Here is an 11,675-nt window from a genome sequence, read left to right as displayed (position 1 = left end):
CAAAAAGCCTGCTTAAACAGCAGGCTTTTTGTTTTCCTCAGGGTTGCTGACAACTCCCAGAACATCGAGTAAAAAGACGAAAACCGGGATGCCGATGATCAATCCCCACACTCCGAAAAAGTGCTCTGAAACGATCAATACAATAAACGTATAAAAAACAGGCAAGTCTGTTTTGGCAGACATTAATTTTGGATTCAGAATATAGGCTTCTATGGCATGAATAACCATGATCAGCACGATCATATAAACTATTCCAAGTGCGCCAAAGATGGCATATGCAATAATGCAGAGCGGGACGAGAGAGATCAGTACGCCGGCTACAGGAATTAACCCAAGAAACAGCACCATCATGGAAATGCCGAAAAGCTGCGGAAAGCCCATAATCCAGAGGGCGATTGTGGTTACAAAGCAGTTCACAACGGCAATGATAAACTGTGCCTCCAGCACTTTGCCAAATGTTCTGACGAATTTCCTTGAAAAGTACTCGATTTCTACATAAAAAGGAGCAATCTTGCTAGTTTCAAATTTGCGGGTGAACTCTATTAATCTCGGTTTATCCAAAAGGAAAAACAGGCTTAAAATTAACGAGAGGAATACATGCAGGCCGACTTTTCCAATGTCCTGGAATGATTTGACAAGGAAATCAACCCCCTGCCCTGCATACTTGGCAATCTGGTTTTTCTCCAATGTATTGGCCAAATAGGTGATGATCGGGTTATTTTGAGGCTTTTGATAAAAATCAGTCAGCTGTTTTATGAGCTGCGTAATTTCCTTTGAGATCAATGGAAAATAGGCTGTGACTGCTACAGCAAGCAATCCGATGACAAGTGCATACAGCAGCAGGACAAGCACCTTCCGGTTAATCGGAAATTTTTTTGATACAGCTGTCTGCAGGCGATCCATTAGAAAGCTGAAAATAAAGGTTAGCAGAATAATATTGATCATGCTTCTGAAACTGTAAAGCAATAAAGCAAGCAATAAAAAAATGATAAATCGTTTAAATCCCGGTTTTTGAAATATTCTTATTAATGCATCCATTGACTACCTTTAACCTTTCGCGCCTGTTTCAATAAACTAAACGAATTTTTAATATAACCTGTGCAAGCATTATCTTTCATTATCCACTATTTGTATGCTTTTTTTCAAGCACATATCCGAATTTCAAATAATAAAATAGCGGCTTTTTATCATCCTGCATGCAAAGGTTTCCGTCTTATGTAATACGCACCGCCTCCTTCAGCGGTTTCAAAAATATTTTACAAAATAAAAAGGCGCCCCTTTTCAGGAGCACCTTCCTTCTTTAATTAAACCCACCACATTTCTCCTGCTGATTCCTCAATTAAAACGGATTTTAAATTGGAGACAGCCCGGCGGAAACCTTCTTCAATAGACATGATTGGATCCTCGTGTTCTATGCTGACCACATAATCGTAGCCGTAGATGCGGAGGGCGCTGATCATATCTGACCACTCTTTGCTGCTGTGTCCGCAGCCGACTGAGCGGAAATTCCATGCTCGTGTTTGTATTTCCCCATATGGCTGCATATCTGTCAGACCGTACATGTTGACATTGTCCTGGTCAATGAATGTATCCTTTGCATGAAAATGATGGATGGCATTTGCTTTTCCCAGAATTTTAATCGCCCCGACAGGATCGATTCCCTGCCACCAAAGATGGCTTGGATCGAGATTGGCGCCAATCGCCTCACACGTTTCCTCGCGGAGTTTCAAGAGGGTGTAAGGGGTATGAACCAAAAAGCCGCCATGCAGCTCAAGGCCGATTTTAACACCGTGCTCCTCTGCATATTTTCCGGCTTTCTTCCAATAAGGAATCAGCTTTTCTTCCCACTGCCATTTCAAAACATCACCGTATTCATTCGGCCAAGGGGCTACTGGCCAGTTTGGATATTTGGCGCCTTCATGGTCACCTGCTGTTCCGGAAAAGCAGTTAACGACCGGAACTTCAAGAAGGGAGGCAAGCTTGATTGTTTTCATCAGCGTATCATCCGATTCTTTTGCAAAAGCTTCATCAGGAGAAATCGGATTGCCATGGCAGCTGAATGCGCTGATCGTAAGGCCGCGGTCTTTTACTTTTTGAAGATAGTTATTGCGGGCCTCTTCATTTTCAAGCAAATCATCAAGAGGGCAGTGAGCTGGCCCTGGATAGCCGCCTGTTCCTATTTCAACAGCCTGGAGGCCTTCTGCTTTTACAGTATCGAGCATTTCTTCAAAGCTTTTGTCTGCAAATAAAACAGTAAATACACCAAGTTTCATCTTTTCATCCCCTTTGTTCAGCTTAAATTATTCGACTACTGTGACCTTGTCGCTGCTTTTATAGATGGCATCTATGATCTGAGACACCTGCATGGCTTCTTCAGGCTTCACGATCAGTTCTTCTTCTCCTAGACAGGCATTGATAAAATTCTTTGCCTGAAGAATTCCCGGATCTTCTTCACCAGGGATCCAGATTGGTGCGGAATTGAAAAGCATATTATATCTGGTTGTGTAAAGTTCAAATGGAAAGACGTTGATGCCTCCATTCACACCTGATATGCTTAAATGCTCTTCATCATCGCGAATATTGGTGGCCCAGGAGGTTTCAAACAGCAGGGACGCTCCATTTTCAAATTTCATGTATGCTGTGACATGATCATCTACATTGAATTTCTGATGATCATAATCACCCCACAAATTCACCTGATTGGGAATTTTGCTCAGTGCGTTATAGCTGCTGCCTGATACTTCCGTATGCTTTGGATTGCCGATCAGCCAAAGAGCGAGGTCGATCAGATGGCAGCCATAATCAATCAGACTGCCTCCGCCCTGGAGCTCTTTATTTGTAAAAACGCCCCAACCTGGAACTTTCCTTCTTCTCAGCCCTTTTGCACGTATCACAAGCGGGGTCCCGATTTCATCTGTCAGCATCACTTTCTTTGCTGCCTGTGATTCTTTCATAAAGCGATAATGATAGCCTATAGCCAGCTTTTTGCCGCTATCCTTTTGAGCCGCAGCCATGCGCTCACACTCAGAAGCTGTAAGAGCCATCGGCTTTTCGCATAATACATGCACAGCCGCTTCAAGCGCATCTACTGTAATTTCGGCATGGAACTTATTCGGCGTGCATATGATTACCGCATCAATTTCTTCAAACATCTCTTTGTAATCGCTGAAAAAAAGCGGGATTTGAAATTGCTTTGCTACATCTTCTGCACGATGCACGTTAACATCACTGACTGCTGTGATCTCAGCCTGATCAGTAAATTGCTGAAAAGCGGGAATATGTCTGCCGGTGGCGATGCCGCCAACGCCGATTACCCCAATTCTCAGTTTTTTCATACTTGAACACCCTTTTGAACGGCCACAAATTTCTTGAGATGGCTGGATTCTAAAGCAGCAAGAATGACTTCAAGAGATTTCATTCCTTCTTCTCCAGTGACAAGCGGTTTTTCCCCTTTTAAAATAGCCTCTGTGAAGTGTTCCACCACATGGGAATTTTCCTGTCCGCCTTCATCATTGGATTGGATTTTTCCAAGGGAGTACTTCACAACTTCACCGTTCGCATATTGAGCAACAAGTGAATATTCCGGATCGTCTTCAAGACGCAGAATTCCCTTTTCTCCATAAATGACAGTAGAATTGTCCTCTTTTCCAGTATAAGCCCAGCTGGCAGCCAAAGTGCCGATAATGCCGCTGTCTGTTTTCAGAACGCAAACTGCATTATCATCCACATTTGCAAAATCCTTTGCGTTTGTTTCCACAAATGCGCCGACTTCGCTGAATTCCTGATCAAGGATATAGCGCAGAAGATCTGTTTTATGAACACCTAAGTCTCCCATGGCGCCAATAAAAGCTTTGTCTTTCTGGAAGAACCAGCTGTCTTTCCCATCCACGCTCCATCTTTCAGGACCAGGGTGCCCGAATGCTGTGCGGAAGCTGTAAACTTTCCCGATTTCGCCGTTTTTAATCAGCTGTCTTGCTTTTTGATGTGAAGGCACGAAGCGCTGATTATGGCCGATCATTAAAAATTTGCCGGCGTTTTCAGCAGCTTCAATCATTTTTTCCGCTTCCTCGCGGCTTGTTGCCATTGGTTTCTCACAAAGCACATGAAGCCCTGCATTAAGCGCTGCGATCGAAATTTCGGCATGAAGGTAGTTAGGTGTACAAACGCTTACTGCATCAACGATCCCGCTTTCAAGCAGATCCTGATAATCTTTGAATGCTTTCACTTCATATTTTCTGGCGATTTCATTTGCACGCTGCTCGTTAATATCGCATACTGCGACCAATTCAGCCTGGCTGTTCATTAAGTATTCAGGAATATGGCGATGCTGGGCAATGCTTCCGCATCCGATTACAGCAACTTTAACTTTGTTCATCACGTTTCCCCCATTTGTCGAATTATTTCATTCTTGGAAAATCAGCAGGTTATTTAGGTTTAATCGTTTCCAGCGGCTGTGCTTTTCCGTATACAGGACGCGCTCTGTCAGCTGGCGCTGCCCAGTTAACTGCATTTTTGATGACCTGCTGAACTCCGCTGTTGTAATAGGTCGGATAAGTCTCATGGCCAGGTCGGAAATAAAAGATCTTCCCGTTGCCTCTTTTGAATGTGCAGCCGCTTCTGAACACTTCTCCGCCTTCAAACCAGCTGACGAAAACAAGCTCATCAGGTGTTGGAATGTCAAAATGCTCCCCATACATTTCCTCTTTTTCAAGCTCAATGTACTCGCCGATTCCGTTCGTGATCGGATGGCTTGGATTGACAACCCATAGACGTTCCTTTTCATCAGCTTCCCGCCATTTCAAGTCACAGCCTGTTCCCATCAGTGTTTTGAAAATCTTAGAAAAGTGACCTGAATGCAAAACAATCAGTCCCATTCCATCCAGCACTCTGTTCTTCACTTTTTCTACTGTTTCATCTGCCACTTCTTCATGTGCCACATGCCCCCACCAGATCAGAACGTCCGTATTTTCCAGCACCTCATCAGTCAACCCGTGCTCAGCTTCATCAAGGGTAGCTGTTCTTACATCATGGCCATCCTTCAGGAAAGAAGCTATGGCGTTGTGAATTCCATCAGGATAGACTGCGCGCACCTCTTCGCTTGTTTGTTCATGCCTGTTTTCATTCCATACAGTAACCTTCATTTTTCTGCACCATCCCTTTTTCAATTTGTCTATCTATGTATTAATCTATCAGCTTGATTATCAAATTGCATAAGCTGAAGAAGATTCCCTGACAACCAGCTCAACCGGCAAAATTTCCTTCAGCGGCTGAACTTGCTCACTTTCCATTGCCCTAAATATCATTTTAGCTGTTATCTGCCCTTTTTTGAAAATATCCTGTCTGACCGTGCTCAAACTCGGGGTGAGATACTGACTGACGCTCAAGTCATCAAAGCCTACAATCGACAGATCTTTTGGAATGACAAGACCTCTTGATGTGAGCGTTCTCATAATTCCCAAGCTTAAGGTATCAGAAGTGGAAAACACAGCCGTAATTTTTTCTCCTGAATTTAAAATGTCATTGCCAGTTTCAATGCTCGCCTGAAACAAATGACTGTTGCTGTTAAACACCAATTCTTCCCTGAAAGGAATATGGTATTCTGCCAAAGCCCTTTTATAGCCAAGAAACCGCTGATAGTCTACAGGGCTTTTCTGAATATTGGTCAAAGCTACCGCAACATCACGGTGGCCAAGCTCAAGCAAATGTTTTGTGGCAGCATAGCCGCCTTCTTCATCTGCGATATTAATGGTGTGAAAGCTGCTGCTGTTTTTCTCATAATAATCGACAAGCACGATCGGAATGTCAGCTGTTACAGCGAGATTTTGAACTACAGCCGGAAATGAACCCATTAAGACAAGACCGTCCAGATTTCTTTTGTGCACCCATGCTTCGCTTTCCTCTGCGCTATCAATTCCTGTCAGCAATATGTCATAGCCATATTTGCGGGTCACAGACTCGATTCCGCTGATAAATTCATTGTAGTAAGGATTGCTCTGCAGGACAGGCAAAAGGGCATCTTCATTCCATATTTTCATAATCCCGATTAATTTTGATTGTTTTTTAGATAAGCTCACTGCTGTGAAGTCAGGCCGGTAATTCAACTCTTCGATTGCCATCATAATTTTACTCTTTGTTTTTTCGGATACCTTTGGTATGCCATTCACAACATAAGATACAGAAGCAGGTGAAACGCCTGCATGTTTGGCCACATCCCTGATGGTTATTTTTCTCTTCATAACCCCTCCTGGTTAACCGGTTAACTTCACTTAAATTCTATTTCATTCTGAAAAGAAAAACAACAGAATATTTTAAAATCATCTGAAAAATTTATCGGAAGAATACGCCCTGTAAGAATGTTTCATTCCTTCCAAAAAAGCCCAGCGCATCAGCTCTGGGCTTTCCTGTTTACAGCTGTTCTTCTTTTTTAATGCTTTTGATCGCTTGATGCAGACTTGAGAAAGAATCAACCTGTTTAAAATTCAGGCCGAGCTGCGTCATCGTGATGGCAAGTTCAGGGCGTACGCCGCTGATTTTAGTGGCTACACCTGTAATCCTTAGTGCTTCAAGAACCTCAAAAATTTGGTGTGCAACCATTGTGTCAATAACAGGCACACCTGAAAGATCGATGATCAGATATTCAAGCTGCAGCTCCGTGCTTTTATTCAGCGCTGTTGACATTAACAGCTGTGCCCTTCTTGTATCCACGTCACCGACGATCGGGAGGATTCCTGTTCCTTCTTCTATTTTAACGACCGGGATGGCAAGCTCGTCCACTGCATCCTGTGCAGACTGCATTTGCAGCTTGTATGCTTTCATGTAGCTGATGGATACAAGCTGAATCGCCTGGTCCACAGTTCTGTCAAAGGAAGAAATGATCTGATAGAAATCATCAAGGGAAAGATTCTGTTTTTTGGATTCTTCCTTAATCAGCTCGCCGATTTTTTTCCTTGCATACCGCACTTCATGGATGGCTGCGTCAAGCGGAAGCTCCATTTCTACTAAGCTTCCTGCGAACTCTTCGCCCCATTCCCTGATTTTTTTCTGGCTTTCCTGATCTTCCAGGAGCACCGTTTCCGCATAGATCGCAATCAGGTTATTCCGCCACGGCGCAAGATCTCCTGAATAGCGGGTTTTCCCGCCTTCAGTTTCCAAAAGATGCATTTCATCTATAATAACCTTTTTAAACTGGTCAAAATTTATCTCTGATGTTTTCATCTAAATCCCCTCCAATGCAAAAAATACCTCTTAATAGTTTAACGCTTTCCGCTTAAGCAGCCAACATAGCATGGGAAAATTCCTGTTTTTACTAGTATTGATGGACGCAATTAGGTATAGATAAATTCTTTAAATATCCATAAAATCCTTTTTATCCCATTAAAAAAATGACAAAGTGCCTTCTTTTTCCGTTGCAGAAAAGATTTGGAGAAGCATGACGGCATTCCCGCCGCTTTGCAAATAGTCAAAATTTTTATATAATTGCCATTAAACCTAAGAGATGGGAGCAAAAAAAATGAGTATGATTTCTGCTGAACATTCTAGAGAAGCTCAGAAAGAGCAGGTCGTCAAATGGAGAAGGCATTTCCACGAAAACCCGGAGCTTTCTTTTCAGGAGGAAAAAACCTCCCAATTTATATACGATACATTGCTGTCTTTTGGCAATCTTAAGGTTTCACGTCCGACAAAAACGAGTGTAATGGCAAAACTTTTCGGTCAGAAGCCGGGAAAAGTGCTTGCCATTCGGGCAGATATTGATGCCCTCCCCATACAGGAAGAAAATGATTTCCCTTTTGCCTCCAAAACGCCAGGCGTTATGCATGCTTGCGGTCATGATGGACATGCTGCCATGCTTCTTGGTGCGTGCAAGGCGCTCTGGGAAAGAAAAGATGAGCTTTCCGGGGAAATCCGTTTCCTTTTTCAGCATGCTGAAGAGCTGACACCCGGCGGTGCTGAGGAAATGGTGGAAGCAGGTGTTATGGAAGGAGTTGATGCTGTAATCGGCACTCATCTCTGGTCACCGCTTCAAACCGGAAAAATCGGAATTATCTATGGACCAATGATGGCTTCACCAGATACCTTTACAATTACCGTAAAAGGAAGAGGCGGCCATGCAGGCCTTCCATACGATTGCATAGACAGTGTCGTAATCGCGGCACAGGTCATCTCAAACCTGCAGCACATCGTTTCCAGAACAACAGACACAGAAGAAAAACTGGTCCTTTCTGTTTCTCAAATCGCGGGCGGAACAGCTCACAATGTGCTTCCAGATGAAGTAAAAATGGTCGGAACGGTCAGAAGCTTTAACCAGGAACTGAGAGAAAGCATACCAGGTAAAATGGAAAGCATTATCAAGGGCATTACGTCCGCTCACGGTGCTGAATACGAATTTGATTATGAATATGGATACCGTCCTGTCATAAATGAAGAAAGCGTCACCCGGTTTCTTCATGAAACAGCTGAAGAGCTGTATGGAAATGAAGGCGTAGCCTTAATGAAACCAAGCATGGTAGGAGAAGATTTTTCAGCTTTTCTTCAAAAAGCAGACGGGTGCTTCTTTTTCACAGGCGCTGGAAATAAAGAAAAAAACATTACGTACCCCCACCATCATGCGAAATTTACGGTTGATGAAGATGCCCTTGATTATGGAGTCAGCATGTTTGTCAGGGCTGCCATAAAAATGCTCGGCAGCAGTGAGGCTGGATGAAAAGCCTGTATATGCTTGCACTGCTTCCTTTCATTGGTTTATTGGGCGGCTTGTCCTTTGCTAATCGGGTTGAACCATATGTGCTTGGGATGCCCTTCCTGATTTTTTGGATTATTCTTTGGGTTGTGCTGACATCGCTCATTATGGGGACTATTTACTTTTTTGATCCAGTGAACAAGGAGGAATCAGAATGATTATCTCACTTATGATCCTCCTCTTTTTCCTCGTGGTGTCCTTATTTTTGGGGATAAAAGCCAAACGCGGAAAAGACATGGACTTGGAACAATGGTCTGTTGGCGGAAGAGGTTTTGGAACGATCTTCGTTTTTCTGTTGATGGCAGGAGAAATTTATACCACCTTTACGTTTCTTGGAGGAAGCGGCTGGGCATACGGAAAAGGAGGTCCAGCTCTTTATATCCTGGTTTACGGGACGCTTGCCTACGTGCTGTCATACTGGCTTCTTCCCCCAGTGTGGAAATATGCAAAAAAGCACAAGCTGTTATCACAGCCCGATTTTTTCGTTAAAAAATACGATAGTCCTGCACTCGGCATTTTAGTATCTTTTGTTGGCGTTACAGCGCTGATTCCTTACCTTGTGCTGCAGCTGAAAGGGCTTGGTATTATTGTTTCAGAGGCATCTTATGGCGCGATTCCTCCCGCTGCTGCAGTATGGACAGGACTGATCGCCATTACTCTTTATGTCATGATTTCAGGCATTCACGGCTCAGCCTGGACAGCAGTTCTTAAGGATATTTTGATATTGGGTGTAGTGGTTTTCCTTGGCATCTATCTTCCCATCCATCATTTTGGCGGGATACAGCCTATGTTTGAAGCTGTTCAGCAGGCAAAGCCTGATTTTTTAATTCTTCCTAAGTCCGGGATGAGCACAAGCTGGTTTATCTCTACTGTGATTTTGACGGTTTTTGGCTACTATATGTGGCCGCACACCTTTGCCTCTGTTTACACAGCAAACAATCCAAAGGTGTTTCGAAAGAATGCCGTATTTATGCCGCTTTATTCCATTGTACTAGTGCTCGTCCTTTTCATAGGCTTTGCAGCCATCGTAAAAGTACCTGGCCTGCAGGGGACAGATGCGGATCTTTCTTTATTCAGGCTTTCGATTCAAACCTTTGACCCCTGGATGATTGGATTGATCGGGGCTGCCGGGCTATTGACGGCACTTGTGCCAGGTTCGATGATGCTAATGGCGTCAGCAACACTATTTGCTAAAAATGTCTTTAAAGTGATTGTTCCTTCTGCAAGTGAAAAGCAAGTGGCTTCAACTGCTAAATACCTTGTACCGGTCATTGCGCTGATTGCTGTCTTTTTTACCTTTAATGGAGGAAATACAATTGCGGCGCTGCTTTTGATGGGCTACAGTCTTGTAACACAGCTGTTCCCTGCCTTGCTTCTAAGCCTTGGGAAAACACCGATTGTGACCAAGCAAGGGGCATTTGCTGGAATTCTAGCTGGCGTCGCTGTTGTGGCTATAACGACAATTGCCGGTTCCTCTCTCGGACAGCTGTTCCCTGCTCTCCCGCAGGCCGTAAAAGATCTGAATATTGGGATTGTTGCTTTAATCATCAACCTAATTGTCCTATTTGGCGTTTCAGCCCTTACAAAAAACCAGTCGGCTGGAACGGAATTTAAAGAAAAGAAGGCTCTATAGCAATCTTTAAAAAACCGGCCGCTCTGATTAGCAGAGGGCCGGTTTTTTTAAAAATCTTTCATCGTTCTCTCAAACTCTGCACAAACTTCATTCCTGACTCTCTGCATCTTTCCATTTTGCTGGTTTAGTGTGTAGAGGCCAAACGGAAGCAGCTCTTCCTCCGCTGTTTTGCCTGAAGTTCTGTATTCCCAGTCCACTAGATCATAAAAGGGAAACCATGTGCAGCCAATCAGCTTTTTCCCCTGCTGCCTTGCCGCTTTGACCGCTGCAGCACAAGATTTCAGCCATTGGATTCTTTCATTCTCTGAACCTCTGAAGCTTGTTTCAGTTATAAAAACAGGCCTGGTGTAACGGCTGAAAAAACGATCGGCAATGGCGATAAGATCTGATGCATCCCCCATTCGATGCGGCAGCTCCGATTGACCGTCCATCCCCTTTTTAACATCGTGAACGCTGAACTGCGGGTAATAGTTTATGCCGATTATATCAGGCGTTATTTTCCGCTGTTCAAACCACTTTATCTGCTCATCTGATACTCCATGTGCCTGAATCAACGGGAGGAGAACAGGGTTTCCCCCAAGCCTGCCCTGAATCATTTCCCAAGAAAACATGGATATCTCTGTATTGAGGAGAACATCTTCTTCAAGTGATGAATTTTCAGGTATGTAACGCTTTGTCGCATCCACATGAACAGCAATGCTTTCAGGTCTTACATCTTTTACTTCTTCTTCTATTCTGATGATTCCCTTTCCAAGCTGCACCATCAACTCGCTGAATCCTTTGAGACCTGTCCGGTAAGGAGGCCATTTGCCAATCCAACCGCAGTATTCTGCATTCACATAAGGTTCATTTAAAGGGGTAAAAAAGCTCACATGCTTGTATCTTTTGAAAAACTCCCTCGCAAAACGGGCAGCATACTCTGGAAATTCAGGATGCAGGAACTCTTTTTTCATCCATTTTGGCGTTCCGTAATGAATAAAATCAATAATCGGCTCAAAGTCTGGATTTCTCTCGAAATAATTCATAACCTGATCGGTCCAGCCCCACTGAAATTCTCCCTCTGTTTCTTCTATTCTATGCCATGGTATGCCATACCTGATCATAGAAGCGCCAGTGGATTTTGCGAGATTCAAGTCCTCCTCCCACTGCTCGTAATGCCCTGTTAATTCATATTCATCAAGAGGGCGCTCCCCTTTTTCTGTCTGTGTGACAAAAGTATCTTCAATGCCTACGGCAAAATGAAATTTTTCCAAGTTTAATTTATGCTTTAGAGCTTCATCTCGCTGACGGCTCATTTTCATCCTC

11 protein-coding genes are annotated in these 11,675 nt (G+C 43.7%); 3 read left to right on the top strand and 8 right to left on the bottom strand.

The window, feature by feature from the left end; genetic code table 11:
• Nucleotides 1–12: 12 nt before the first annotated feature.
• The 7 genes from LRR81_RS15170 to LRR81_RS15140 all read right to left on the bottom strand — a co-directional run bounded on the left by LRR81_RS15170 (nucleotide 13) and on the right by LRR81_RS15140 (nucleotide 7,215).
• On the bottom strand, nucleotides 13–1,038 hold the full coding sequence (locus LRR81_RS15170; protein WP_231790227.1) for an AI-2E family transporter: 1,026 nt from the start codon (nucleotides 1,036–1,038) through the stop codon (nucleotides 13–15).
• A 266-nt stretch (nucleotides 1,039–1,304) separates the two neighbouring features.
• Complete coding sequence (locus tag LRR81_RS15165) at nucleotides 1,305–2,273, bottom strand: sugar phosphate isomerase/epimerase family protein (protein WP_231790226.1); 969 nt, start codon at nucleotides 2,271–2,273, stop codon at nucleotides 1,305–1,307.
• Nucleotides 2,274–2,300: 27 nt separating this feature from the next.
• The gene (locus LRR81_RS15160) at nucleotides 2,301–3,335 is read right to left on the bottom strand and encodes a Gfo/Idh/MocA family protein (RefSeq protein ID WP_231790225.1); all 1,035 of its coding nucleotides are present in this window, start codon (nucleotides 3,333–3,335) and stop codon (nucleotides 2,301–2,303) included.
• Nucleotides 3,332–4,375, bottom strand: a complete 1,044-nt coding sequence (locus LRR81_RS15155) for a Gfo/Idh/MocA family protein (protein WP_231790224.1) — start codon at nucleotides 4,373–4,375, stop codon at nucleotides 3,332–3,334. Before LRR81_RS15155 ends, LRR81_RS15160 begins: the two co-directional genes overlap by 4 nt.
• Nucleotides 4,376–4,424: 49 nt before the next feature.
• On the bottom strand, nucleotides 4,425–5,141 hold the full coding sequence (locus tag LRR81_RS15150; RefSeq protein WP_231790223.1) for a ThuA domain-containing protein: 717 nt from the start codon (nucleotides 5,139–5,141) through the stop codon (nucleotides 4,425–4,427).
• A gap of 60 nt (nucleotides 5,142–5,201) precedes the next feature.
• Nucleotides 5,202–6,236: a LacI family DNA-binding transcriptional regulator gene (locus LRR81_RS15145; protein WP_231790222.1), complete on the bottom strand. Its 1,035-nt coding sequence runs from the start codon at nucleotides 6,234–6,236 to the stop codon at nucleotides 5,202–5,204.
• Between the two features lie 169 nt (nucleotides 6,237–6,405).
• Entirely contained in the window at nucleotides 6,406–7,215 is an 810-nt protein-coding gene (locus LRR81_RS15140; protein ID WP_231790221.1) for an STAS domain-containing protein, read from the bottom strand.
• A gap of 295 nt (nucleotides 7,216–7,510) precedes the next feature.
• Between LRR81_RS15140 and LRR81_RS15135 the strand changes: the two genes are divergently transcribed.
• Genes LRR81_RS15135 through LRR81_RS15125 form a run of 3 tightly spaced genes read left to right on the top strand, consistent with a single transcriptional unit; the run spans nucleotide 7,511 to nucleotide 10,370 of the window.
• A complete protein-coding gene (locus LRR81_RS15135) occupies nucleotides 7,511–8,701 on the top strand; it encodes an amidohydrolase (protein ID WP_231790220.1) in 1,191 nt (396 codons plus the stop codon).
• A complete protein-coding gene (locus LRR81_RS15130) occupies nucleotides 8,698–8,895 on the top strand; it encodes a DUF3311 domain-containing protein (protein WP_231790219.1) in 198 nt (65 codons plus the stop codon). Before LRR81_RS15135 ends, LRR81_RS15130 begins: the two co-directional genes overlap by 4 nt.
• Nucleotides 8,892–10,370, top strand: coding sequence for a sodium:solute symporter family protein (locus LRR81_RS15125; RefSeq protein WP_231790218.1), 1,479 nt, complete (start codon nucleotides 8,892–8,894; stop codon nucleotides 10,368–10,370). The genes LRR81_RS15130 and LRR81_RS15125 overlap by 4 nt, the downstream gene beginning before the upstream one ends.
• A gap of 47 nt (nucleotides 10,371–10,417) precedes the next feature.
• On the opposite strand, the gene LRR81_RS15120 is transcribed toward LRR81_RS15125, so the two are convergent.
• Nucleotides 10,418–11,665, bottom strand: coding sequence for a family 1 glycosylhydrolase (locus LRR81_RS15120; protein WP_231790217.1), 1,248 nt, complete (start codon nucleotides 11,663–11,665; stop codon nucleotides 10,418–10,420).
• Nucleotides 11,666–11,675: the final 10 nt, after the last annotated feature.

Origin of the sequence: Metabacillus kandeliae (genome assembly GCF_021166585.1) — a bacterium.
Taxonomy (GTDB): domain Bacteria; phylum Bacillota; class Bacilli; order Bacillales; family Bacillaceae; genus Metabacillus_B; species Metabacillus_B kandeliae.
The sequence above is the reverse complement of the archived record's forward strand: the minus strand, read 5'-3'. Positions and strand labels throughout refer to the sequence as shown.

Bases quoted from the DNA above. Each gene is read 5' to 3' on its own strand.
- LRR81_RS15155 (WP_231790224.1), bottom strand. From the start codon at position 4,375: ATGAACAAAGTTAAAGTTGCTGTAATCGGATGCGGAAGCATTGCCCAG.
- LRR81_RS15125 (WP_231790218.1), top strand. From the start codon at position 8,892: ATGATTATCTCACTTATGATCCTCCTCTTTTTCCTCGTGGTGTCCTTA.
- LRR81_RS15170 (WP_231790227.1), bottom strand. From the start codon at position 1,038: ATGGATGCATTAATAAGAATATTTCAAAAACCGGGATTTAAACGATTT.
- LRR81_RS15160 (WP_231790225.1), bottom strand. From the start codon at position 3,335: ATGAAAAAACTGAGAATTGGGGTAATCGGCGTTGGCGGCATCGCCACC.
- LRR81_RS15120 (WP_231790217.1), bottom strand. From the start codon at position 11,665: ATGAGCCGTCAGCGAGATGAAGCTCTAAAGCATAAATTAAACTTGGAA.
- LRR81_RS15130 (WP_231790219.1), top strand. From the start codon at position 8,698: ATGAAAAGCCTGTATATGCTTGCACTGCTTCCTTTCATTGGTTTATTG.
- LRR81_RS15150 (WP_231790223.1), bottom strand. From the start codon at position 5,141: ATGAAGGTTACTGTATGGAATGAAAACAGGCATGAACAAACAAGCGAA.
- LRR81_RS15165 (WP_231790226.1), bottom strand. From the start codon at position 2,273: ATGAAACTTGGTGTATTTACTGTTTTATTTGCAGACAAAAGCTTTGAA.
- LRR81_RS15145 (WP_231790222.1), bottom strand. From the start codon at position 6,236: ATGAAGAGAAAAATAACCATCAGGGATGTGGCCAAACATGCAGGCGTT.
- LRR81_RS15135 (WP_231790220.1), top strand. From the start codon at position 7,511: ATGAGTATGATTTCTGCTGAACATTCTAGAGAAGCTCAGAAAGAGCAG.
- LRR81_RS15140 (WP_231790221.1), bottom strand. From the start codon at position 7,215: ATGAAAACATCAGAGATAAATTTTGACCAGTTTAAAAAGGTTATTATA.